Source organism: Macrococcus sp. DPC7161 (assembly GCF_004117835.1).
In the GTDB taxonomy this organism is placed as follows: Bacteria; Bacillota; Bacilli; order Staphylococcales; family Staphylococcaceae; genus SDSC01.
In genome coordinates this window covers 94,500-120,621 of record NZ_SDSC01000001.1, presented here as the reverse complement: position 1 = coordinate 120,621, position 26,122 = coordinate 94,500, and the positions used below count along the sequence as shown (strand labels likewise).

General features: G+C 30.6%; 24 protein-coding genes. 2 read left to right on the top strand and 22 right to left on the bottom strand.

The features are described from left to right. Positions 1 to 2: 2 nt before the first annotated feature. The 9 genes from purN to purE are packed head-to-tail and all read right to left on the bottom strand — an operon-like array spanning position 3 to position 8,408. The gene (gene purN, locus ER639_RS00525; protein WP_129063795.1) at positions 3 to 572 is read right to left on the bottom strand and encodes a phosphoribosylglycinamide formyltransferase; all 570 of its coding nucleotides are present in this window, start codon (positions 570 to 572) and stop codon (positions 3 to 5) included. Between the two features lie 2 nt (positions 573 to 574). Then, positions 575 to 1,609 carry a phosphoribosylformylglycinamidine cyclo-ligase gene (gene purM, locus ER639_RS00520; protein WP_129063794.1) on the bottom strand — a complete coding sequence of 345 codons (1,035 nt, stop codon included), beginning with the start codon at positions 1,607 to 1,609 and terminating at the stop codon, positions 575 to 577. 1 nt (position 1,610) lies between these two features. Further along, complete coding sequence (gene purF, locus ER639_RS00515) at positions 1,611 to 3,035, bottom strand: amidophosphoribosyltransferase (RefSeq protein ID WP_129063793.1); 1,425 nt, start codon at positions 3,033 to 3,035, stop codon at positions 1,611 to 1,613. After that, the gene (gene purL / locus ER639_RS00510; RefSeq protein ID WP_129063792.1) at positions 3,014 to 5,200 is read right to left on the bottom strand and encodes a phosphoribosylformylglycinamidine synthase subunit PurL; all 2,187 of its coding nucleotides are present in this window, start codon (positions 5,198 to 5,200) and stop codon (positions 3,014 to 3,016) included. Before purL ends, purF begins: the two co-directional genes overlap by 22 nt. Further along, positions 5,200 to 5,865 (bottom strand): phosphoribosylformylglycinamidine synthase subunit PurQ, encoded by a 666-nt coding sequence (purQ, locus tag ER639_RS00505; protein ID WP_129063791.1) that lies wholly within the window; start codon positions 5,863 to 5,865, stop codon positions 5,200 to 5,202. Before purQ ends, purL begins: the two co-directional genes overlap by 1 nt. Next, complete coding sequence (gene purS / locus ER639_RS00500) at positions 5,865 to 6,125, bottom strand: phosphoribosylformylglycinamidine synthase subunit PurS (protein WP_129063790.1); 261 nt, start codon at positions 6,123 to 6,125, stop codon at positions 5,865 to 5,867. Before purS ends, purQ begins: the two co-directional genes overlap by 1 nt. A 2-nt stretch (positions 6,126 to 6,127) precedes the next feature. Further along, a complete protein-coding gene (purC, locus tag ER639_RS00495) occupies positions 6,128 to 6,826 on the bottom strand; it encodes a phosphoribosylaminoimidazolesuccinocarboxamide synthase (protein WP_129063789.1) in 699 nt (232 codons plus the stop codon). Then, a complete protein-coding gene (purK, locus tag ER639_RS00490; protein WP_129063788.1) occupies positions 6,827 to 7,939 on the bottom strand; it encodes a 5-(carboxyamino)imidazole ribonucleotide synthase in 1,113 nt (370 codons plus the stop codon). After that, positions 7,926 to 8,408, bottom strand: a complete 483-nt coding sequence (gene purE / locus ER639_RS00485) for a 5-(carboxyamino)imidazole ribonucleotide mutase (RefSeq protein WP_129063787.1) — start codon at positions 8,406 to 8,408, stop codon at positions 7,926 to 7,928. Before purE ends, purK begins: the two co-directional genes overlap by 14 nt. Positions 8,409 to 8,615: 207 nt before the next feature. Here purE and folD point away from each other — a divergent pair, with 207 nt between their 5' ends. Next, the gene (gene folD / locus ER639_RS00480; RefSeq protein ID WP_129063786.1) at positions 8,616 to 9,467 is read left to right on the top strand and encodes a bifunctional methylenetetrahydrofolate dehydrogenase/methenyltetrahydrofolate cyclohydrolase FolD; all 852 of its coding nucleotides are present in this window, start codon (positions 8,616 to 8,618) and stop codon (positions 9,465 to 9,467) included. A gap of 87 nt (positions 9,468 to 9,554) precedes the next feature. Here the strand turns inward: folD and ER639_RS00475 are convergent, their stop codons facing one another. Further along, positions 9,555 to 10,703, bottom strand: a complete 1,149-nt coding sequence (locus ER639_RS00475; protein ID WP_129063785.1) for a globin domain-containing protein — start codon at positions 10,701 to 10,703, stop codon at positions 9,555 to 9,557. Between the two features lie 218 nt (positions 10,704 to 10,921). Between ER639_RS00475 and ER639_RS00470 the strand changes: the two genes are divergently transcribed. Next, positions 10,922 to 11,347, top strand: a complete 426-nt coding sequence (locus ER639_RS00470; protein WP_129063784.1) for an RrF2 family transcriptional regulator — start codon at positions 10,922 to 10,924, stop codon at positions 11,345 to 11,347. Positions 11,348 to 11,432: 85 nt separating this feature from the next. Here ER639_RS00470 and ER639_RS00465 read toward each other — a convergent pair whose 3' ends face one another. From ER639_RS00465 to ER639_RS00410, 12 genes are all read right to left on the bottom strand, one after another. Then, positions 11,433 to 13,244, bottom strand: a complete 1,812-nt coding sequence (locus ER639_RS00465; RefSeq protein ID WP_129063783.1) for a nucleoside-diphosphate sugar epimerase/dehydratase — start codon at positions 13,242 to 13,244, stop codon at positions 11,433 to 11,435. A gap of 540 nt (positions 13,245 to 13,784) precedes the next feature. Further along, positions 13,785 to 14,849: a serine hydrolase domain-containing protein gene (locus tag ER639_RS00460; protein ID WP_129063782.1), complete on the bottom strand. Its 1,065-nt coding sequence runs from the start codon at positions 14,847 to 14,849 to the stop codon at positions 13,785 to 13,787. A gap of 20 nt (positions 14,850 to 14,869) precedes the next feature. Beyond that, the gene (locus ER639_RS00455) at positions 14,870 to 15,814 is read right to left on the bottom strand and encodes an accessory Sec system protein Asp2 (protein ID WP_164993308.1); all 945 of its coding nucleotides are present in this window, start codon (positions 15,812 to 15,814) and stop codon (positions 14,870 to 14,872) included. Positions 15,815 to 15,828: 14 nt separating this feature from the next. After that, positions 15,829 to 17,469: a glycosyltransferase gene (locus ER639_RS00450; protein ID WP_129063780.1), complete on the bottom strand. Its 1,641-nt coding sequence runs from the start codon at positions 17,467 to 17,469 to the stop codon at positions 15,829 to 15,831. Continuing rightward, positions 17,469 to 17,855: a hypothetical protein gene (locus ER639_RS00445; RefSeq protein ID WP_129063779.1), complete on the bottom strand. Its 387-nt coding sequence runs from the start codon at positions 17,853 to 17,855 to the stop codon at positions 17,469 to 17,471. The genes ER639_RS00450 and ER639_RS00445 overlap by 1 nt, the downstream gene beginning before the upstream one ends. Then, positions 17,845 to 19,002: a glycosyltransferase family 4 protein gene (locus ER639_RS00440; protein ID WP_129063778.1), complete on the bottom strand. Its 1,158-nt coding sequence runs from the start codon at positions 19,000 to 19,002 to the stop codon at positions 17,845 to 17,847. The genes ER639_RS00445 and ER639_RS00440 overlap by 11 nt, the downstream gene beginning before the upstream one ends. Before the next feature lie 16 nt (positions 19,003 to 19,018). Then, positions 19,019 to 19,927, bottom strand: coding sequence for an ABC transporter ATP-binding protein (locus ER639_RS00435; RefSeq protein ID WP_129063777.1), 909 nt, complete (start codon positions 19,925 to 19,927; stop codon positions 19,019 to 19,021). Beyond that, complete coding sequence (locus ER639_RS00430; protein ID WP_129063776.1) at positions 19,914 to 21,269, bottom strand: glycosyltransferase family 4 protein; 1,356 nt, start codon at positions 21,267 to 21,269, stop codon at positions 19,914 to 19,916. Before ER639_RS00430 ends, ER639_RS00435 begins: the two co-directional genes overlap by 14 nt. 13 nt (positions 21,270 to 21,282) lie before the next feature. Beyond that, positions 21,283 to 22,473 (bottom strand): glycosyltransferase family 4 protein, encoded by a 1,191-nt coding sequence (locus tag ER639_RS00425; RefSeq protein ID WP_129063775.1) that lies wholly within the window; start codon positions 22,471 to 22,473, stop codon positions 21,283 to 21,285. A gap of 9 nt (positions 22,474 to 22,482) precedes the next feature. Further along, positions 22,483 to 23,292, bottom strand: a complete 810-nt coding sequence (locus ER639_RS00420; RefSeq protein WP_129063774.1) for an ABC transporter permease — start codon at positions 23,290 to 23,292, stop codon at positions 22,483 to 22,485. 89 nt (positions 23,293 to 23,381) lie between these two features. Then, a complete protein-coding gene (locus ER639_RS00415; RefSeq protein WP_129063773.1) occupies positions 23,382 to 24,638 on the bottom strand; it encodes a nucleotide sugar dehydrogenase in 1,257 nt (418 codons plus the stop codon). A gap of 247 nt (positions 24,639 to 24,885) precedes the next feature. Then, a complete protein-coding gene (locus ER639_RS00410; protein WP_129063772.1) occupies positions 24,886 to 26,076 on the bottom strand; it encodes a serine hydrolase domain-containing protein in 1,191 nt (396 codons plus the stop codon). Positions 26,077 to 26,122 lie beyond the last annotated feature (46 nt).

Genomic DNA, 26,122 nt, shown 5'->3' with positions numbered 1-26,122 from the left:
TCCTAATCATTAATTAGTTTTTTAATTACTCTAGGATACAGTTCATATTCTAAGTTTTGAACACGTAATTGAAGCGTGTCTATTGTGTCCGTCTCATAAATAGGACAACTCATTTGATCAATAATTTTCCCTGTATCCATACCACTATCTACAAAATGGACTGTGGCACCACTTACACGGCAACCATATTCAAGCGCTTGTCCAATTGCATTTTTACCTGGAAAACTTGGTAATAAAGAAGGGTGAATATTTAAAATCTTACCTTCATAAGCATTTAATAACGTCGGGCCTATGAGTCTCATGTACCCTGCTAAAATCACCCATTCAACTTCTTCACGTTGTAAAGTTTTAAGAATTTGTGCTTCATACGAAGCTTTAGATTCAAACTGGTTAGGTTCAATAATATGTACTGGCAAACGAAATCTTCTAGCACGTTCGATAGCAAATGCTTCTCGTTTATCAGTAATTAATGAAGTTACTTCAATTTGGTCCAAAAATCCTACTTGGATATTTTCCATAATTTTTTCAAAGTTAGAACCATTTCCTGAAGCGAATATTGCAATTTTCTTCATGATTATACTCCTGTAATCGTAATTTCTTCTGAACCTTTTACAACAGTTCCGATTTCATAAACAGGTTCATTCATTGCATTTAAGACCGCCTTCACTCTTTCAACGTCATTAGGATTTACAATCATCACAAATCCGATACCCATATTAAATACGTTGTACATTTCATGTTTGTCGATATTGCCTTTTTCTTGTAAGAAATCAAAGATAGCTTGTTTTGGAATATTTGTTACATCAATATTAGGATAAAGTCCTTTATCTTTTGGGAATACACGTGGAATATTTTCAATGAATCCACCACCAGTAACATGGCACATACCATTTACTTTTACTGATTCTAATACAGCTTTAACTGCTTTTACATATAATCTCGTTGGTTCTAACACAACATCAATAAATGGTTTACCATCTAATTGGAATTGGTTAACATCAATATTATTATCGCGAATAATTTTTCTTACTAAACTATATCCATTTGAGTGAATACCACTTGATGCTAAGCCTAAAATGATATCTCCCTCTTGAATAGCTTCACCAGTAATGTACTCATCTTTTTCAACAGCACCGACAGCAAATCCAGCGATATCATAATCACCTGAATGATACATATCGCCCATTTCTGCTGTTTCTCCACCGATTAACGCACATTCACTTTCAACACAGCCGTCTGCAACACCTTTAACGATTTGCTCTACGACAACAGGATCAACTTTGTTTAAAGCTAAATAATCTAAGAAATAAAGTGGTAATGCACCAGTTGTTAAAATATCATTCACACACATTGCAACAGCATCAATTCCGATTGTATCGTGTTTGTCATTATCAATTGCTAATCTTAATTTCGTACCGACACCATCAGTCCCAGAAACAAGTACTGGTTTTTTCATATTTAATTCAGATAAATCAAAAGCAGCACCAAAGCTACCTAATCCACCTAAAACTTCTTTACGCATTGTTTTTTGAACATGCTTTTTCATACGTTCTACTGCTTCGTATCCTGCATGAATATCTACACCGGACGCTTTATATGATTCAGACATATTAAACCCCTTTTCTCTTCTTTTCTTTTTCTTCTGGTAATAATTGATCAATTATTTCTATTGGATAATTACCTGTAAAGCATGCATAACATTCACCTTTAGAATGATGTTTTTTAAATACATCGTGCATACCTTCAACGGATAAATACGTTAATGAATCAACTTCTAATTCTTTTTGAATTTCTTCAACAGTTTGATGCGCAGCAATAAGTTCAGCATGCGTTGAAACATCAATACCGTAGTAACATGGATGTTTTAATGGTGGTGATGAAATACCCATATGTACTTCTTTAGCACCTGCTTGTTTTAACGTTTTCACGATAAATTTACTTGTCGTTCCACGAACGATAGAATCATCGATTACTATAACACGTTTACCTTCAATCACTTCACGAATTGGCGAATGTTTCATTCTTACTGCACGTTCACGAAGCGTTTGATTCGGTGTAATGAATGTACGACCAACATAACGGTTTTTGATTAAACCTTGTTCATTTGGTAATCCTGAATAATTTGAAAATCCTTTTGCTGCTTGTAATGATGAATCAGGTACACCTATTACGATATCAGCTTCAATATGAGCCATTTCTTTAGCAAGTTGTTCACCTAAAGACTTACGTACTTCATAAATTGATGACTTTCTAAATTCAGAATCTGGTCTAGCAAAATAAACATACTCCATAGAACACATATTTGAAGAAGTTTGTTTCGTATAAAAGTCTTCATGAATTGGTGTTTCATTTGAGAATGTTAATACTTCACCTGGTTCAATATCGCGAATGTATTCTGCACCAATTGCTGTAAATGCACATGTTTCACTTGCTACACAATATGCACCATCAACTTGACCTAACATAAGCGGACGAACACCGTGTGCATCACGTGCAGCCGATAAACTTTCTGGATGTAACACTAAAAATGCAAAAGCCCCTTTAATTTGATTCAGTGAGGCATGTAAATTCGCAAGTTTATTTTCAGATTTTGCTTTTAATAATAAATGCCCTAATACTTCAGAATCACTTGATGTTTGGAATATCGCACCGTTTGACTCTAATGCTAATTTAATTTGTTGTGCATTCGTTAAATTACCATTATGTGCAAGTCCTAAATCACCTTTAGAGTGCTTAAAGATAAATGGTTGAACATTTGATAATTCACTAGCACCAGTTGTTGCATAACGTACATGCCCAATAGCATGTCGGTAAGACTTTAAAGAATCTAATTGTACTTGACTAATCGCCTCTGGTAATAATCCCATACCACGAGCTCCAAAAATATTCTCCCCGTTTGAACAAACAATCCCCGCACCTTCTTGACCTCGGTGCTGTAAACTATGTAAAGCCATGTATGTAAGCTCAGCGGCATTTGGATGATCCCAAATGCCGAATACGCCACATTCCTCGTTTAAACCGCGGATGTCATACATTTTTCAATTGCCCCTTTCCAAGTAGAAGCCACTTCTTCTACTGGTACGTTAATTTCTCCGTCTTTAGTTTTGATGATGACACGATCGCCACCGAAAGTACCAATGAATGTTGCATTTTCAGCTTCAAATGATTGACCTTCTTTAACAATCACAATATAGTTACCTGGAATTTCAGCAAAACTTTGTGCATTTGTCGCTTCAAGCGTTACGTCTAAACCTGTACCAGTATACGCTGCAATTTGACCTAATTTAATCGCTGCGCCACCTTTACCAACTGATTGTACATGTGATAATACGCCATCTTTTACTGCATTGCGAATCACTTCACCACGGCGCACTTCCATATCTAAATCAATTGAAATCTCTTCATGGCTCACTTCATTAAACATTAATTTTTCTAATTGAGATCCACCAAATGCATCTTTCAATTCACCAACTAAGTACATTTTTTCTCCTGCAGTTGGTTGATATCCTTTTAAGTATTCAACATCTTCAATTAAACCAACCATACCTACAACAGGTGTTGGGAAAATCGCTTCACCTTTCGTTTCGTTATATAAAGATACGTTTCCTGAAACGACAGGTGTATTTAAAGCGCCACATGCTTCAGCCATACCACGTGTTGAATCTGCTAATTGTTGATAGATTTCTGGTTTTTCAGGGTTACCATAGTTTAAGCAATCCGTCATTGCAAGTGGTAAACTACCCACTGCAACTAAATTACGGTAAGCTTCTGCAACAACCATTTTTCCACCTTCATATGGATTGTTAAATACATATCTAGCTTCTCCATCGATTGTAGAAGCAATGGCTTTGTTTGTACCTTCTACACGAGTTACACCAGCAGAAAGACCTGGTTTAATAATTGTATTCGCTCCTACTTGTTGATCATATTGAGAATATGCCCAAGTTTTTGAAGCAATTGTTGGATGATTTAATAACTTTTTAAATGTATCTTGTGCATCAATATTTGAATAATCATGATTTACAGCACTGAACTCCGCAGCTTTACCTTCTAATACGTAAACTGGTGCTTCATCTGATAATGGTTGAACAGGAATATCTGCATAAACTTCATCTTCATAAGTTAATACAAAGCGATCAGTATCCGTAACTTCACCGATTACAGCAGCATCTAATTCATGATGTTCAAATAAATCTAAGAATTTTTGTTCTGTGCCTTTTTCTACTACTAAAAGCATACGCTCTTGTGTTTCTGAAAGCATCATTTCATATGGAGAAATACCTGCTTCACGTGTTGGTACCTTTTCTAATTGTAAATGGATTCCTGAACCGCCTTTTGCAGCCATTTCAGAACTTGAAGAAGTTAAACCTGCAGCACCCATGTCTTGAATACCTACTAATTCTGGATAAGTGATTGCTTCAAGTGTCGCTTCCATTAACTTTTTACCTACGAAAGGGTCACCAATTTGAACTGATGGACGTTTCGCTTCTGATTCTTCATTCAATTCTTCAGATGCAAATGTCGCACCATGAATACCGTCTCGACCTGTTTTTAATCCAACATAAATGACTGGGTTACCTACACCTTTAGCAGTCCCTTTTTGGATTTTATCATGGTCAATAATACCCACACACATTGCATTAACTAATGGATTACCTTCATATCGTGAATCAAATTCGATTTCTCCAGCGACTGCAGGGATACCAATACAGTTACCATAACCACCAATACCAGCAACAACACCACTAAATAAACGTTGGTTTTGCTTTTCTGTTAACTCACCAAAACGTAAACTGTTTAATAATTGAATTGGTCTCGCACCGATTGAAACGATGTCACGAACGATACCACCAACACCTGTAGCTGCACCTTGGTAAGGTTCAATCGCTGATGGATGGTTATGAGATTCTACTTTAAAAACAACCGCTTGGTTATCGCCGATATCAACAACCCCAGCACCTTCACCTGGACCCATTAATACGCGTTCACCTGAAGTCGGAAATTGTTTTAAAAACGGTTTAGAATGCTTGTAAGAGCAGTGTTCACTCCACATTACAGAAAAAATACCGATTTCTGTATAGTTTGGTTGTCTACCTAAAATTTCAACAACTTTATCATATTCTTTATCTGATAAACCCATCTCTGCATATAAACGATTCGATTTAATTTCTTCAACAGATGGTTCTAAAAATTTAGCCATTACTTTGTCCCCCAGCTTTCAAGAATTGATTGGAATAATTTAACGCCATCCGCACTACCTAGTAATGCTTCCATACCACGTTCTGGGTGAGGCATCATACCACATACGTTACCTTCTTTATTCACAATCCCAGCGATATCTTCAATAGATCCGTTTGGATTATCATTATAAGTTAAAATAATTTGGTTATTTGCTTTTAATTCAGCTAAAGTTTCATCTGAACAATAGTAGTTCCCTTCACCGTGAGCAATTGGGTAAACAACTGTCTCATCTTTGTCGTATAAATGTGTAAATTTCGTTTCGTTATTTACAATTTTTAAAGATTCATTACGACAAATAAATTTGTGGCTAGTATTATGCATTAAAGCACCAGGTAATAAACCAACTTCCGTTAAAATTTGGAAACCATTACATACCCCTAAGACTGGTTTCCCTTCACTTGCAATACGTTTTACTTCATCCATAATTGGTGCTACACGAGCCATTGCACCACAACGTAAGTAGTCACCAAATGAGAATCCACCTGGAATTAAAACGCCATCAAAACCTTCTAAACTTGTTTTACGATAGTCAACATATTCAGCTTCAAACCCTGTGTTGATCGCTGCATTGAACATGTCTCTATCACAGTTTGAACCTGGAAATTCAATTACAGCAAATTTCATTATTTCGTCTCCTTATCATCAACAATTTTGAAACTGTATTCTTCGATTACTGTGTTTGCAAATAATTTTTCAGATAATGTATTTACAACATTTGCTACCGCTTCTTCAGTTGATTCTTCAACTGTCATATATAATACTTTTCCGACACGGATATCATTGACTTGATTGTAACCTAAATCATGAACAGCACGCGTTAAAGTTTGTCCTTGAGTGTCTAATACCTGTGGTTGTAATGTGATGTAAAGTTCGATTTTTTTCATGATTAAATTTCCTCCAATTTAGTTAAGAATTTAGTATAAGTATCAATTAATGAACCCGTGTCTTCACGGTAAACATCTTTATCAAAGTTTTCTTTTGTTTCCTTATCCCAAATACGGCAAGTATCTGGTGAAATTTCATCAGCTAATAAAATTTTACCGTCTTTATCTTTACCGAATTCAATTTTGAAGTCTACTAAAGTTAAATTCATTTCATTCATGATTTTAATTAAAGTTTCATTCACTTGTAATGCTTGACGTTTTAATTCTTTAATATCTTCATCATTCGCAATATGCAATAATTTCACATGATCATCTGAAATAAACGGATCGTTTAACTCATCTTTTTTGTAATAGAATTCAACTAATGGCGCATCAAAAGCTTGACCTTTTTCAAAACCTAAACGTTTCACAATTGATCCAGCAGCAACGTTACGAACTACAACTTCTAAAGGAATGATTTCAACTTTTTTAACCAATTGTTCTGTCTCAGATAAACGTTTAATAAAATGACTTTCTAGTCCTTCTTTTTGTAAACGTTCAAAGAAATGACTTGTAATTAAGTTATTTAATCGGCCTTTACCTTCCATTTTATCTTTCTTAGCACCATTTCCTGCAGTCACTTCATCTTTGTATTCAATACGAAATACTTGCTCGTCATCTGTAGAGAATACGCGTTTTGCTTTACCTTCATAGACTAACATTTAAACTCGCTCCTTATAAATTGGATAATAACTATCTTGATGTGAATCTAAAAGCAATGTTAAATGACCCATTTTGCGATTATGTTTACGTAATTCTTTACCGTAAACGTGTACATGCCATTCAGGGTGTGAATCAAATAAATCTTCCATTAAATCTAAATCTTGACCAAGTAAGTTATACATTACTGCTTCACTCAATAATTTAACTTTAGGCATTTTCCAATTAGCAATTGATAAAATATGCGTATCAAACTGTGAATAGTCACATGCTTCAATTGAATAATGACCTGAGTTGTGCGGTCTCGGTGCAATTTCATTCACGTACAATTCACCTGATTTGTCGATGAAAAATTCTACTGTGAATGTACCAACAAAATGAATTTGTTTCATGATTTTTTCTACTTCCATTATGGCACGTTTCGTGTATGGATGCTCATGTTTTACTGTTGTTGAAAATAATATCTGATCTCTGTGAACATTTTCTTGAACAGGGAAGTAACTGATTTCACCTACTTCATTTCTTGAAGCTGTTATTGAAATTTCAAAATCTAAATCAATTCGTTTTTCGGCAACCAATAAACCTGCTTGAATCATATCCTTTGCGCCATTCATATCTTCAGGAGTATTAATAACCATTTGACCTTTACCATCATAGCCACCAAATGTTGTTTTTAACATAATTGGTAAACCTAACGTTGAAACAGCAGTCACAAGGTCATCATATGATGCAACTTTCATATATGGTACAACTGCGGCACCACTATTTCGGATAGCTTCTTTTTCTGCCAATCTATTTTGTAATGTTAATACCGTTTCATAACCTTGAGGTACATGATATTTATCAACAATTTCTTTCAACGCTTCTGCACTGATATTTTCAAATTCATAAGTGATGACATCACTATATTCACCTAATTGATTTAATGCTTCGATATCATTATATCCAGCATGAATAAAATGATGACAAACATGTTTAGCAGGACATGTATCATCTGGATCAAGTACAGCTACTTTAAAACCCATACGTTGAGCAGATTGTGCCATCATTTTACCTAATTGGCCACCACCAATAATGCCAATTGTTTGTCCGATCTTTAATTTATTTAAGGTCATCTTGCATAGCCTCAACTTTCTGAACTAAACTCGATTCATAGTCATCTAATTTTTTTACTAAATCTTGATTGCTAATACTTAACATTCTTGCCGCTAAAATCCCAGCATTTTTTGCACCTGCACTACCAATTGCAGTTGTCGCTACAGGAATTCCTCCTGGCATTTGAACGATAGAAAGTAAAGAATCCATTCCTTTAAGTGCTTTTGTCATAATTGGAACACCAATTACCGGTAATGTTGTCATTGAAGCAACCATACCTGGTAAATGTGCCGCGCCACCCGCACCAGCAATGATACAATCAAAACCATTTTTTCTTGCATTTCGACTGAATTCAACCATTTCAAGTGGCGTACGATGTGCTGAAACGACTTTACTTTCAAACGGTATGTCGAAAGCCTCTAACATTTCACATGCTTCTTTCATCGTAGCCCAATCTGAACTTGAACCCATAATCACAGCAACTTTCACAGAAGACTCACCTCAATAAAAATTATTTGAAAACGCTTATAAAATAAGTGTATATTACTTATATAGGATAACAATGAACTCGGTATTTTTCAATCAAATCACGAACATTTTATAAACTTTTTATAGTTTTTAAAGTTTTTGTTCGTTTTTTGAAGTAAAATTGTTATTGTATAATATTATATCGTTCGATATGTGGAGGGAAAAAAGATGGTAGCAAAAGTTTTAGACGGTAGAGAAATTGCAAAAAATTACAGAGCAGGTTTACAAGAGGAAGTTGAAAAACTTAAATCTGAAGGCATCACACCAAATCTAACAGTAGTATTAGTAGGTAATGATGGTGCGAGCCAAAGTTATGTAAATAATAAAAAGAAATCTGCTGAAAAAATTGGCATGAAGTCTGAAATTATTCACTTAGAAGAAACAACAACTGAAGAAGAGTTATTAAAAGTAATTGATCAATTAAATAATGATACAGAAGTCCATGGTATTTTAGTTCAAGTACCTCTTCCAAAACAAATTGAAGAAACAAAAATATTAGAAGCTATCTCACCAGAAAAAGACGTAGATGGATTTAGCCCAATCAATATTGGTCGTTTATATGCTGGTATGGAAACATACATTCCATGTACACCGCTTGGTATTATGGAAATTTTAAAAAATGCGGATATGTCATTAGAAGGTGCTGATGTTGCCGTTATCGGTAGAAGTCACATCGTAGGACAACCTGTTGCAAAATTATTAACAGATGCAAATGCAACAGTGACATTATTACACTCTAGAAGTAAAAACATGAAAGAAGTATTAAAACGTTCAGATGTCATTGTATCTGCAGTTGGTAAACCTGGTTTAGTAACAAAAGAAGACGTAAAACCAGGTGCTGTAATTGTCGATGTAGGTAATACAGTCGTTGATGGTAAATTAACTGGTGATGTGATGTATGATGAAGTAGCAGAAGTTGCTTCAGCAATTACACCAGTTCCAGGTGGCGTTGGTCCATTAACAATTACAATGGTACTAAACAATACTTTATTAGCTGCAAAACGTATTAATAATAAATAATAAATGATGAAATTAAAAAAACACTTTAATCCCATAATTTGGGATTAAAGTGTTTTCTTTTTATGTTTAATCTTATAATATTTTCTATTAAGCAGTAATACTCATTTTTGGACCAAATGGCTCGAAATGAATGTGTTCACGTGCAATGCCTAAATCATTTAATAATTCTAACATTGATTCCATAAATCCAACAGAACCACACATATATACTTTTTCTTCACCAGAAATTAACTGTGCTAACTTCTCTTTATTTAAACGGCCGTTTAATTCAGTGTAATTAAAATAGAATTCAACTTGCTCATTATTTTCTAATGATGCTATCTCAGATTTAAATGGCACTGCATCTTTATTATATGCAGAGTGAATAAATTTCACTTTTTTACCTTTTGATAATTGATCTTGTAACATTGCCATAATAGGTGTCATACCTACACCACCACTTAATAACACGACATCTTTATCACTTTCTTCAATTAAAAACTCTCCAGCCGGCGCAGTTAATAAAATTTCATCTCCAACTTTTACCTCATCATGTAAATAGTTTGATACTAATCCTTTTTCTTCGCCTGCAATATCACGTTTTACTGCAAAACGTAGACCTTTATCAATATTTATTGAGCAAATTGAATAATGACGTAAAGCCGTATTTTCTTCACCTAGAGGTTTTACTTTAACAGTAATGTATTGACCAGCTACTACTGGTTTTAATTCCATTGCTTCAACAGGTTGTACTGTAAATGATTTAATATCTTTAGTTTCTTCTTTAATATCAACAACTTTGAACGCTTTAAAATCTTCCCAATCAGCATTATCATATAATGCTTTCTCCATTTGGATGAATACATCAGCAATCACACCATAAGTTTGTGTCCATGCATCAACGATTTCAGGTGTTGCTGCATCACCTAATACATGTTGAATTGCCCAAATTAAGTTTTCACCAACGATTGGATAATGTTCTGCTTTAATTTCCAATGCACGGTGTTTATGTGCGATTTGGTTAACGTTTGGAATAATTGCTTCTAAATGATCAATATGTTTTGCTGCCGCTAATACAGTTTGAGCTAAGGCAGTTTGTTGACGTCCTAATTTTTGATTTGTTTTATTAAATACATTTAATAATTCTGGATGTGTTTCAAACATATGTTTATAAAATGCACTCGTAATTTCTGTTCCATGCGCTTCTAATACTGGTACTGTTGCTTTAATAATTGATTTCGTTTCTTCACTTAACATTTTGTTTCCCCCTAAATTCACTTTAAAGATACATTAATAATACATCTTTAATTCACTCTTATATCATACACCTTTACATTTGTAAGTTCAAATAAATACCGTGAAAAATAGTGTAAAAATACAGAATATCTTTTGAAAATGTCACAAAAAATTTAATTTAAGAAGTATATCATTTACAAGTTTAGATTATAATATGATTAAAGAATGGAGCGATGTATATGAAACTGACATTATATTCTGATTACTCATTACGTGTTTTGATGTATGTAGCGCAAGCAGATCATCGTGTACAAATTGATGAGATTGCTAAATTTTATAATATATCTAAAAATCACTTAACGAAAGTTGTTAATAACTTAGCGAACTTGGGATACCTTGAAACCATTCGTGGTCGAGGTGGCGGATTATTGATGAAAAAAGACCCTAAAAGCATTAATATTGGTTCTTTAATTAAGAAAACTGAAGAGCATTTTGATATTGTAGAATGCTTTAATTCAGAAACCAATACATGCCCACTAATCAATCGCTGTGGATTACAAAGCGTATTACATGAAGCAACTTTAGCTTACCTTGCTGTGCTTGATAAGTATACTTTAGATGATATATTGAATAGACGCATTTCAATGGAACAAGTACTTATCTAATGAATCAAATAATGACTATAAATCATAAAAAAACGCTAAAAATGTTTATTTTTAAACAATTTTAGCGTTTTTTAATTTTATCTTGTTAAAACTTTTTATTGGCTTCACCTATGACAAGTTTTTTTATTTCTTCATCACTTAAAGAAGGTAATAATGCAATATCTGCCTTTAGCAATTCAAAGTCTTTAGGTACAGCTTTACCAACGAAAATCTTTTCATGAACTTGTTCTCTTGAAACTTCATTTTCATTTAATAATTCTTCATACATCTTCTCACCTGGACGTAATCCAGAGAATTCAATACCAATTTCATCTACAGAATAACCTGCAAGTTCTATAACATTTTTAGCTAAGTCCGCAATTTTTACAGGTTCACCCATATCTAAAACAAATACTTCTCCACCTTTAGCAAGTGCACCCGCTTGAATTACTAATCTACTTGCTTCTGGAATTGTCATAAAGTATCTTGTGATATCAGGATGAGTAACCGTTACTGGACCACCTTTTTCAATTTGTCGTTTGAATAAAGGAATTACAGAACCACGACTACCTAAAACATTACCAAATCGTACTGCAACAAATTTTGTAGCTGAAACTTTATCTAAGTTTTGAATAACCATTTCAGCCCAACGTTTTGTTGCTCCCATAATATTTGGTGGGTTTACAGCTTTATCTGTAGAAATCATTACAAATGATTTAACACCTGCAGCTGCAGCAGCTTCTGCAACATTTTTCGTACCAAAAATATTATTTTTTATTGCTTCAGATGGATTTGCTTCCATTAATGGTACATGTTTATGTGCTGCAGCATGATAAACAACATCAGGTTTATATTCTTCCATAATATTAAAAATACGTTCTCTATCTTGAATATCAGCAATTATTGGTACAAAAATAGTATGTCCATCTTTAAACTTGTTGCGCATTTCCATTTGAATCATATAAATGCTATTTTCACCATGACCTAAAAGTAATACTTTTTCAGGCCCGAATGCTGAGACTTGACGTACTATTTCAGAACCAATTGAACCACCAGCACCAGTGATTAAAATCGTTTTATTATTTAATAAATCACGGATACCTTCTGAGTCCAATTTAACAGGATCTCGACCTAATAAATCTTCTAAATCAATATTTTTTAAATGTGACACTTCTTTTTTCCCCGTCAATACATCATCAATGTTAGGCATAATTTGAACATTCACACCACATTCTACACATATCTCATGTAATTCTTTAAGTTTATTTTTTGTTAATGACGGGATAGCAATAACGACTTTATTAATGTTATATTTTTCGATTGAAGACTTTAATTGTTGTCTTGTACCAATGACCTTAATACCATTAATTACTTGTTTACTTTTGTCTTCATCATCATCTAAGAAAATGATTGGCTTCATTTTCATTGTAGGTACATTGACCATTTGACGTGCTAGTGTTGTACCACCACGACCTGCACCGAAGATTAACACACGTTCAAAGTCACTATCATCTAAATTATCATTATTCATAATTCTTGAGATTAAACGAATACCACCTATAAACACAATTAAGAATAACCATGCAATCACAAGTAAACTAATTTCGATTGTATTATCCATTTTTAACAATGATAATACTAATGAAGAAAGCATTGCACTTGTTATAATTGCAGCAGTAACGGCATAAACAATAGATAATAATTCTTTAACACTAGCATATATCCACATTCGATAATACAAATTGAAAATGAATGCAAATATATGATACGACGCTAATAAAGTGACGCAATATAAATAATAATATGTAACTGGATGAAAACTTGAATCTTTAATAATATACCAAGCTAGTAAAATTGCCCCTATTACAACTAAAGAGTCAATTAAAGCAAGGAATAATGTTTTTATCTTTTTACCCATAATGACAACCTCTTTTTTATTGTTAAATGAAATATTACTCTAAATTATTTCATAAGTGAAAAATACACTACCTATTAACTTAGATTTTTTGAACCTACTATTAATTTTTTTTAACAGTAAACTCTTTCTAATCAATTATTTTAAATAAAATTAATATAAGCTATATTAATTTTTTTAATTGGTTAGTTTTAAAACGAAATATGTAATTACTCTAGTAGTTAAGATGAACAAGTTTGTCATCATTCCATGAAATTTCTATTCTTACTTTATCACTCCCGTAATCCATGAGTAATTTGTAGTTCTATCTTAGATTTTCCTTCATCAATTTTTAACAATTATTGTTTATTGTTGATATTGCTTTTATTTTATCATATTGAATAGGGATTTTTATTACAATTAAATGATAAATTCAAATACTTATTTATTTTTTTCTTATTTATACCAATAAATATTGGGTTTAACCATTTAAACAGACAAACTGGTTTTAAAAAAATAAAACTAAGTACTAATGTTTTTGAACAATAGTACTTAGCATTTTTTCTATTTCATTAATATCTCATGAACAGTCTTCATCAAGTTCTCATTACTTTTATCTTTTATAGATCCTACTTTATTTGTTGCTAGTACAATTGTATAGTCCTTATTAAACCAAGTGAGCATATCTTGGCCAAAGAAGTATCCTCTTGATCTATAAAATCCATTCATAATATGGAACCCGTATCGATACTTTTGATTGATAAATCTATAAGATGTCATATTTTGTGTAGTTGTTTTATCAAAAAGTTTATTTTCTGCAAATTTACTTGCTAATTCGCCAAAATCCCTTGCACTCATATATAAATTACCAGCACCATAATATGCACTAACTTGAATCGGCTTTACTGAAACAAATTTTTCATCTTTATATTCCATTCCTTGAGTAAAGTATTTATTTAAAACCTTATTATTGCTAGTTGCGGTATGTTTTAATTTATTTGGGATTAAAATATACTTTGCTAAACTTTTTTCATATGATTGATTGGTAACTATTTCAACAATCTTTGCAAGTACAATATAATTTGCATCATTATAGTGATACTGATTAATCCATTGTGAACTCAAACCATCTTTATTAATTTGTTGAATAGAATCAATTAATGAAGAATTTCCCTTTACTGGTTTATAATCTTTCAAACCGCTTTTATGCAAAATTAAATCTAAAATTGTTGAGTTCTTGTTAGGAAAATTAGGTATATATTGAACAACTTTATCATTAACATTCAATAATTTCTCTTTTTCAAGTTGCTTAATAAGCATAGCAGTCACGAATTTATTAGCTGAACCAACTAAAAACATTGAATTGATTGTATTTTTATCATTTGAATTTAAAGATTTGACTCCGAAAGCGCCGGTATAAATTTTGTTATTCTTTTTAATATATATTGACCCGTTAAAGTGATTCTTTTCTAATAAATCCTTAATCTTTTTTGTTTTTTCAGATGCATTTAAAGAAAGAGTACCAGCAACAGGTCGTTCTTTTTCATTATATGCCGATTGTGTTTGTTGACATCCAGATAATAGAGTTAAGCATATACATAAACTTAAAACATTTTTTTTTATTTTCATAAAGTTCCTTTCAAATCAAACTATGAATTCAAAATACAATTAATTGCTTTTTGAGCATATTGGGGAAAATAATGTACAACATCATTATGATTACTATAAGGTCCTAGATCTAATTCATATGTTGCTTTTTTTGTTTCATCTATTAACTTTAATAAATGAACTGCATGTCTTGTATATCTTGGTTCTTTTTCACCAACATGATAAAACAAATGTGGTTGATGTGTGCTGTCCTTTAATGCATTAATGATTAATTTGTCCAATTGATTTATAGAACTAGCTTCAAAATCACCCATGATATGTTGTATGATTTTTTTTCCGCGTTCATTATCTTTATGCATCTTACCTAAATATACTGTTGGCGAGCCAAGTATAGCACTGCCATAGCCATATTTAAATGTATAATATAGTGACGCAAAGCCACCTTTACTTGAACCAAATAGAACAACGTCTTTTTGATCAATTTGATTTTCTTTTCTAACTTTTTCTATTAATTTATATACTTTTTGCTCATATTGTAAATTTCCATTTCCAAGATAATAAGCACATGAAGTATCCTGTCCATCAATATTATCATCTGCTAAATACAATTGATGGACATCTTTTTGTTTAAATTGATTTAAATAATTATATTTATTTGCTTCAATAGCACTAGAAAATATAACAAACAGTTTTTTGCTATTTTCACTTGCATAATAAACATAAGGTATATCAATTTTACTTTCATATCGTTCAGGAATAATTTTACACCTTTTTATTTGTTCATTATAAATGCTATCATCTACATTTAAGAAACTATAACTATACTGATGACATGGATTTAAATGTTCTAATCGAATACCAACATATTCTTCCTCTCCGGTAATACAGTATGTTTCAACAACTTTATTTTCGAATTCATCAATAATCACTAAATTTTTATGATTAATACCATTAGTATTTATACTAATTGGATTAACTTTATACATCATCAAACTCCTTTTTATTGAAATGATTTATTTTTTTTATGTAACCAATATTTTTTTTGTAAAGCACCTAATTTTGAATTGGATAAATTATTGTATTTCTCTCTTAGCCTTTTAACATCTTTTCTTAACCTTTGATTTTCTTTAACTAACTTCTCTACATTAATATCAACTTTATTAAATTGTCGTTGTACTTTATCTAATGAAAATTGTTTTGGATCCTCTTTATATGTAATTTTCTTTTGTTGTTCAATTTTGTATACAACATCTAAAACATTCATTTTCATAGAATTATTATTTGAGACAGTGATTATTGCATGATCACCAATAACATTAACATTTTGAATATCATGTACTTGAGTTATTTCTTTTAAATTCATTAAATAATTTTCGTTTATTAATAGTGCATATATTTGTTGATTTTCATCATAAATTAATGGTTGAGTATTATCTGCTTTTGATATCAAATTATAAATATCACTATGATTGTCATTATTTTTATTTATAAATGGCATTAATCTAATAAATGTAGCATTAAATGAATATTGTCCTGCAATTTTAAATACTTTTTCTGCAATTTCTTGATATTGTTGAGGTGATTCAATAATTAAATTGAGTACATTGTAAAATGATGCATCGTCATTCGCAAAATAAGGATAATCTTTACCAAAAATTCTTTCATGCATTTCAGTCCTATTTAAAATTGGTGGTACCCCAAGACTACAGTATTCCAACAACTTTGTAGATAACTCTAATGAATCACTTAAATCTTCATGTCGATATGTAAGTCCAATATCACATTGACGAATCAAATTTAAAGTATCTTGTCTTGGTAAACCACCTAGCCAATAGACATTTTTACTATGCTCTATTAAATACTTGGCATTTGCTACAAACATTTCATTTTTATCAGTGTTTTTGAATTGATCTCCTGCAATATACAATTTTGCATTTGGATGCTTCTCAACCACTTCTCTAAATTGAGTAATCATTTCAATGATATTCCACTCATATGCAAATTTACCTGTATAACAAAACGTATCATATGCCTTTTTTTCCTTAAATAAATCATTGAAAGACAATGTTTGATTTGGAATCATTGGATTCAAATCAATAATATGATTTGAGTCTATATTCGTTTGTTTTAATATATGATTTTTCATTTCTAAGGTCTGACATAATAAATAACCACTATTATTTGTAACATTGCTTAATAATTCTATTTCTTGTTCACTTAATAGTTGTTGATCAGATGTGATACCTGTAATGTATGCATATAACTTTGAAGCAATAGCTTGCGATTTTTGCAACATAGCATCCACTACTTCTAAAGAGCGAATAAAAATAGCATCATATTTTTCTAACTCATTAGAATGTAAAATTAATTCTGCATATTGTTGTTTTGTCAATTTATTTTTATCTAAAAATGAAAACGAAGTAAATCTTTCATCCACAAATGGATCAATAATATTTACATTATCTAACTTAATTAAATCACCTAATACAATATCTCTTTCGTATGGAACCGCTAATAATAAATCAATTGTTGCATTAGGATGCATTGCAAGGACTTGGGTCAAACTAGAAATAAATATTGCTGAACCATCGAGTACATTTGTATTAATATATCCAGATACTAATATGCGTTGCTTTGACATTAAATTGCACTCTCCTCATTTAAAAGCTTTGTTTCATAAAAATGGACATATTGATCATTTCGTTCATTTTTTATACTAATTTTTACTTTTATAGGCTCCTTGAATAATAGCATGTTTAATTTTAATGAATTTTTGTGTTTCGTATACTTTCTATGTAATATACGATCTTTTTTATTTAATACTTCAAACAAAAACAATGGGTTATTCCCTTTTGAAATTGCAATAACTTCTAAATTGTCTTCAATTTGATTAACTTCTACACGATTTATTTGAGCTGTCTGATGATTCTTTTCTTCTTCCATCAACTTTTGAATCATTTTCATCATATCAAGCATTTGATCTTCTAATTCAATATATCTTTCTTTCCAATTAATATTATCGTTCACTTAAAATCACCTTCATTTCTTTATCAATAACAACAGATTCACTCGCAATTTCTCTTATAGAAACCGCAGCTTGATTTGAAATTTTATTAAACAACAGCTCATTAAAGTAAATTCTTTCAATTTGATATGCAATGGATTCCGGTGATTCTTTATCTGCCAACAATCCTGTTTCATTATGTGTTACAAACTCAGGAATTGCTGTAGTATTTGATGAAATAACAACAAGACCACTACTCATCGCTTCACACATAGATACACCTTGTGAGTCTAGACGCGTTGGACAAAGAAAGACATCAAATTTTTTATGAATATTTGCTATTTCTTTTTGTTCCAAAAATGTATTATGTAGAAATACATTCTCATATTGATGTAATGATTCAGTAATTTTAGGATATAACTTACCTTCTCCATAGATATGAAATTCAATATCATTAAAAAAAGGTTTCTTTGAAAGTATATGAATAGCATCTGCTGTTTGATCATTAGCATATTTATAAGATGCAAATGGACGTATAGATAATATCTTTAATTTTCCTTTTCTTTCTTTAGGCACATAATTAAAAACTGAATCATCTACGATGTTTGGAATAATTTCATAGTTCAAAGGGGAAAACTTAGCATCTACATCTGCAATATGTGTTTTAAACCATTTTGAAACATGGATAAAAGTGATATCATATTGTGTTTCTTTATATAACTGGTTCATAAATTCTAACTGATTCGGATAATAGTCATTTGCTTTTTCAATAATTTGATTAAGTTCAAATGTACTTGATAAGAAATTAAACCATCTTCTATGCCAAGCCTCTGCCTCAAAACCATGAATCCATACAACAATTTTTGGTGAAGAAATAGTTTCAATAATCGGATAATACATTTGTGGATTGATAAAATGTATTAAAAATGTTTTATAAACTTGTTTATTCTCATTTAAAAATTTTTGATAATGTATTTCATTTCCAAAAGTAACATTTACCCCATCATACTTGTATACTTCTTGTTGAGTAGCATTTAAGTGTAAATAAAAGACATCGATTTCATACCCTTTTTTTTGATATGCTTTTACTCTACGATGAATAAATCCGTTTCTATATATCGCTTCTTTTGATGGATAAGCATTGCATACTATTAAAAATTTATTATTCACTATAGTTCCTCCAAAATTAATGAGTTATTTGTAACCAAGTTGAAATCAAGAAAAATAATGTGCATCCAATCAGAATGCCTAAGTTTTTAATCTCAAATTGTTTTTCCTCAGTTTCAACTACATTATGATTACTTTCTTCCCTTTGTTTGTTATGCATATCTTTTTTATATTGAATTTGCTCTACTTTTGTTAACTTTTTATATTGATTTATATGATGCACATAGTGATCAACTACTTTGTTACATTCTCCATACTCTCTTACTTCACCGAAATGTATCCATAATGCTTTATCACACATTTTTCTTATTTGACCTGCAGAATGAGATACAAAAAATATAGTTTTTCCACTTTTTTGAAAGTCTTTCATTTTTTCAATACATTTATTTGAAAATGTTTCATCACCTACTGATAGTGCTTCATCTACAATTAGTACATCAGGATTTGTATTAATAGCAATTGCAAATCCTAATCTTGAACGCATACCACTAGAATAAGATTTTATAGGTTGCTTGATAAACTCACCTAGTTCAGAAAAACTTACAATTTCATCAAATTTTTCATTAATTTCTTTTTCACTCATACCGTGCATCAAACATTTCATTCTAATGTTTTCCTCACCTGTAAACTCATTATTTAAACCTGCCGAAATGGCTATAAGTGAACTTCTACCATCAATTTTAATAGTTCCAGTTGTTGGCTGAGTAACTTCAGCTAACAAATTAGATAATGTAGATTTTCCAGAGCCATTTAGACCAATTATGCCTACACTTTCTCCAGCATTTACTGAAAAACTAATATCTCTTAAAGCATAGTATGGTTTTTTATTATTGCCATTTTTGAAAGAAAACAATGATTTTAATTTATCTGATTTTTTATGATTCAAATCATAAACTTTACTTACATGACTAACATTAACTTTCTGCATAAATAAAATCCTCACCTTTTATATGATCAAAATTTAAATGCATATGCGTAGAGGTTTCATTTTCAAGGTTTTCATAATATTGCATAAGTTTTTTCTGTTCAATATCCCAGTTGTATTTTAATTTAACCATTTTACAATTTTCACTATATAAAGTTCTTATTTCAGGGTGTTCAATTAAATAATTTGTAGCATCTGCAATTGAATCTACATCATGACTATCAATAGCAATACCTACACCTTGTTCAACGACATTCTTTATCTCTGGGAAATTACAACTTATAACTGGAACATGTGCCATTATATATTCAAATAATTTATTTGAACTTGCTGAATAATGATTAAAACATACGTTTTGAAGCACTTGGAATCCTAAATAAGCATTTTTAGTATATGATGGTAATTCAGTAAAATGAACTTTGTTTACAAATTTAATTCTTTCTTTTGCCGGACTATTTTCTGCTAAAGACTTCAGTTTTTTCTCTAACTTTCCATTTCCTAAAAACACTAATGTACCTTCTTTTATTTTAGGCATCGCTTCAATCAACAATTCCAATCCTCTACCTGCTTGTAGTCCACCTTGATATAATAATATTTTTTCATTTTTATCTATTTTTAATAATTGATGTAAATCTATGTCTTTTTTTTCTTCTATCTCAAATTTTTCTGAGTAGTTATACAATGTTTTGGGATAAAACCCATAAAGTTTTTCATTGTGTTTAGCTCTTGTATGATTTTCTACCATCATTTCATCGACAAAGCATAATAAAACTTTCTCAATAACTTTAATCAGTTTTTCATTATAACCCGTTCTAGAAGTTTGTACTTCATGTGAATCATAAATTAATTTTTTAGGTTTTAATCTAAATTTAGAACAAATAATCCCTTGAGGTAATGTATTAATATCATTCGAATGATATATATCTGCATGATCTTTATATCCTTTAAAAATCATACGTGAAATAATGATACTATTAACAAAATATTTTGTTAGCTTGCCAAATTTAATGCCTGCTAATAACATCAACATCAAACTTGCTAAATATATTAATAACATCCAATTAAAATAAAATAAACCTACACTTATAATTGTTGAAACTGTACCAACTTTCACCATAAAACTTTTTTTATCATGTTGGTAACATTCAATAATAAATGGATAACGCTTCACTCTAGAGACTTTAAAGTTGTTATTGATTTGTTCTTCTCTCTGAACACGATCATCTTTAGGATCATCGATAGCAATTAAATGAACATCATATCGATCACTTAATGATGTACACTCACGGTTTACACGAGCATCATTTGTAAAATGATTCCAAACAAACATTGTTACTTTTTTCATAATAACCTCCAAATTATGCTTCAATAAAAGAAATCAATTTTTTAATATTGTTTTCCCATAAAAAGTCTCTATTTTTTACACGTCTTGTATTTTCTTTATATTCATTTAATATTTCTGAATTACTTCTAAAATATAAAATTGCTTCCATTAATTCTTCTGTTGTCGCACTTTCTTTAGCAAATCCTATTTTCTCATTATTGATCAATTTATTTGTATCTCCACCAAGATTAGTAATGACAGGAACATGAGTACATATTGCATCAACGACTTTACCTGGCATCACATTTAAAAATACCTCCGTATCTTTTAATATCGACAAAGATAAATGATTTTTGCTCATAAAATTTAAACATTCATTTCGCGTCATAGGGTCATGTACATGAACATATTTTAATTGATGATCTGAGACATACTTTCTAAAAACTTTTGCGTTAATGCCATAAATAATCGTATTAAAATGTATTTTTTCTTCATTTAATTTTTCTGCAATTTCTATTAGTTGATCGACATTCTGTGCAAGTCCTATGTTACCTGTATACACAACACTAAACTCATCATATGGTGTACGGAAATGTACCTCTTCTTTATTCACAGCGTTTGGAATATAAATGATTGGTTTCTTTTTAATCATCATTTTTTGAATATGTGAAATAAAATTTGTATTATTTACTACAATTTTATTTGCATTATTATACATTTTCATTTCTAGCAACTTTAAAATTGGTAAACAGAACGATATATTTACTTTATCTATTGCTTCTACACTGTCAGGCCATAAATCTCTTATTTCTAAAATCGTATTAAAACACTTATGCTTTTGAAAAAATAATGCACCCCAAGCAGTAAATATATTTGGACTCGTAATATATACATAATCAAATATATGATTTGTCTTTTTTACAAAGTAATGGACCTTTAACATAAATTCAGTATAATAATATAACCTAGAATTAAATGAGTCTTTGTGTTTTTCATGTCTCATTTTAATACGTGTTATACTAATTCCTTCTAAGTCATCAATAAACTTTTCATTAAAAAATTTAGCATCTTTATATAATTTTTTATTAGGATATGACGGTTCAGTTGTAAAAACATGTACATCATACCCATTTTTTTTAAATTGCAAAAATAAGTTCTTCATCCTATTTGCAGCTGAACCTATTTCTGGATAAAAATTTTGGGTAACTATTAGTATTCTCGCCATTGTCATCTCCTATAAATAATCCACAAGTTTATTTCTAAATTTAAAATGTATTCTAGCTCCTATAAATAAAATCAAGATTGTAAGCGACCAAAAATATAAATGATCATATACATTCCCTAAATAATTCATATTTGGATTAATAAACGTAACTCGATAAATATTAATTAAATAGCTGAAAGGATTTAAATCACTAATTTTTCGCATAATATGATTTGCATTCTCAACTGTCCAAAATATTGGTGTTAAAAAGAATCCCATACGCATAACATTTTGCAAAATATTTTTTGTATCTCTTATTAAAATTACTAACGTACTCATAATTAGCGAAATACCAAAAATCAACATATAACTACTGAATATAAAATATAATAAAAATAAATAATGCCAAATAGGCACAAGTTGATAAAACAATGAAATAATTAAGATAATAGATGATGTGGTTAATAAATTGATTAACGCATTTGTAAATGATATTGATAGCAAAGTACTAGATGGAAACTTCATTTTTGTTACTAAACTCAATTTTGACTGAATGGCGCTCGAACCAGCCATAATTGATTGTGAAATGAATAACCATGGAAACAGGCCACTTATTAAAACAACAATATAAGGTATACCATTAACATCTGCATGTGTGCCACGTAATCCCATCCCAAATACTAAATAATATAATCCGACTTGCAGCATCGGTTGTAAAAAATTCCAAAATACACCCAAATAATGATTAGTATACTGACTTTTCACATTATATATTGCAAGTTTATAAATAAGTTCAATGTGATTGATTTGTTCATAAATCAATTTAATTAATTCTTTCATAAAACTACTCCTATACATTTTCATAAAATCTTTTTGTGTGATATAAGTTTATAAAATTAAAGGTCGGAACAAATTTGTCCCAACCAGAGTTAATGTGTATAGGTATACAAATTCCCATAATTGTAATACTGAACTTCATTAAATTGTGATTTCACAACATTTTTCGTATCAAAAATAATTTTATCTTTCATACCATTTAAATCATCATCACTTAAATGTTTAAACTCAGAATGATCACTTAAAATTAATACTAAACTGCTATCTGCTACAGCTTTTTTCATATCTTTTTCAACGAAATCTTGCTCTACATGTGGGTCATAAGCAACAACATCAATATTTTGTTGTTTTAACATTTCATAAATATCAAATGCTGGCGATTCGCGGATATCATCTACATCACCTTTATAAGTTAATCCGAATACCGTCACCTTATTGCCTTTAACTTTCTTTAAAATGCCGTTCGTATGTTTGATGACATAATGAGGCATTGAATTATTGATTTTACGTGATACTTGAATGATATCTGAGTTAATAGGGTCTTTTGCAATAATGAAATATGGGTCCACTGCTAAACAATGTCCACCTACACCTGGTCCTGGTAAGTGTATATTAACGCGTGGATGTTTATTTGCCATTTCAATCACTTCTAGTGCATTGATTTCTAAATGATTACATACTTTCGCTAATTCATTTGCAAGAGCAATATTTACATCACGATAAGTATTTTCCATCAATTTACTCATCTCAGCAGTTTTAGCATCTGTTTCGATCATTTCACCTTGCACAAATGTGCCATATACACGTTTTCCTGCTTCGATACATGCTTTTGTAACGCCACCAATAATTCGGTTATTATGAATTAATTCATGCATGATTTGTCCTGGCAATACACGTTCTGGACAATGCACTAAATAGATATCTTCTCCAATTGTAAATCCTTTACTTTCAACAAGCGGTTTCACGAAATCATCCATTGTTCGTGGTGCGATTGTTGATTCTACGATGATCGTGTTCCCTTTTTCTACTAAAGGTAAAATGCTTTCAACAGCGCTCATCACCATTGAAATGTCACATGATTTAAATTGATCATCTTTATTAGGTGTTGGCACTGCAATAATGAAGACATCTGCTTTTTCAGGAGTCGTTGTTGCTTTAAACGTTCCTGATGCTAATACGCTTTCAAACGCTTCTTGTAATCCAGGCTCTTCGATATGAATCTGCCCACGATTTAATGAATCTACTGCACGTTGATTAATATCTACTCCTACTACATCTACGCCATATTTACTAAACATGATAGATGTTGGTAAACCAATATAACCTAAACCAATTGTCGTTAACTTCAAAATACTCCGCCCTTTATGTTAAATTAATATTTTTAATAATTTTAATCGTTGCTTTTATGTATCTTATCTATAATTTCAATATAACTATAGAATATAGGACTTTCACGTGTTTTAAAGTACATTTACAATATCTTTAGTGTGGGTTTACCGTTTATATAATCAGTTAATAATTCCTTTATGATATTTACAAAAAATTAAAAAAGACCACATCAATGATGCGATCTCTTTAATTTATACTATACTGATTTTAAAGTATTGCTTGTTTATTTAATGAAGGACTGATAGTTGTATGGTTCGTTTGGTTTCTGTTTAAATTATCCATTCTAACCATTTCAAAAATATGTTTAATATCCGCTTCATTGATGTGTGTTTCTTCAAATCTAATTTTATTGGTTGCCAACACTATAGAAATATTTTTATTAAAGTAACAAACAACATCTTGCCCGTACATATAACCTCTCGTACGGTAATAGCCTTGCTCTTTATAAAAACCATAACGGTATTTTTGAGCGACATCAATCGCTAAATTACCCATTAATTGATTGGTTGTATTTACATCAAAAATTTGATTTGTTGCAAGATGATGTGTCAGTGTCGCTAATGCTTCTGTGGACATATAAACATTACCTGCGCCATAAAATTTATCTAAGTTAGTGACATTACTTTTGATCCAATGATTTTTATAAAAATCAAATCCATAAACAAATTTAGACTTCAAATTTTCATCATTAAAAAATGCTGACTGTGTTAAATGATAAGGTTTAAAGATTCTTTCATTTACATTCTTTTCATAACTTTCGTCTGTTACTTTTTCGATAATTTTAGCAAGTACAATATAATTGGCATCATTATAAAAAAATGTACCTTTCGTTTTAAAATCGACGCCTGCAGATATAATGGATTTAACTGATGAATCTAATCCATATCCTTTGTCAGGTACATTATAGTAAACTAAACCACTGCGATGTAATATTAGGTCTTTTACTGTAATTGAGTTATTTCGAAATTCTGGAATATATGATTTAACTGGTGCATTTATGTTAATTTTATGTTCCATTTCAAGTTGCTTTACAATGATACCTGTAATCATTTTATTACATGACCCGATTAAAAACATATGCTCTGGTTTAAGTGGAACAGATTCGTCCAATGATAAGTTCCCATATGATTGATTAATAACTTCTTTTTGATGATTCATAACATAAACATTGATATGATTACGATTTTTCATTTTTAAGTATTGATCAATTTTTTGAGCAAGTTGATTATTTTGTACATCCTCTTTTGTGAATGTCTTTGGTTTCTTTAAAGTAGGTTCTTCTTTTTTCGTCTTTATAGATGCTACTTGTTTTTCTGTTAAATCTTTATATTTCCATACAGAAATTGCACCAATACCTATCACTACTGTTAATAGCGTTGCAAATAATATTTTTTTCATTTAGCACCTCAATATAGTTATGCATGATAGAATTAATAAAATGATT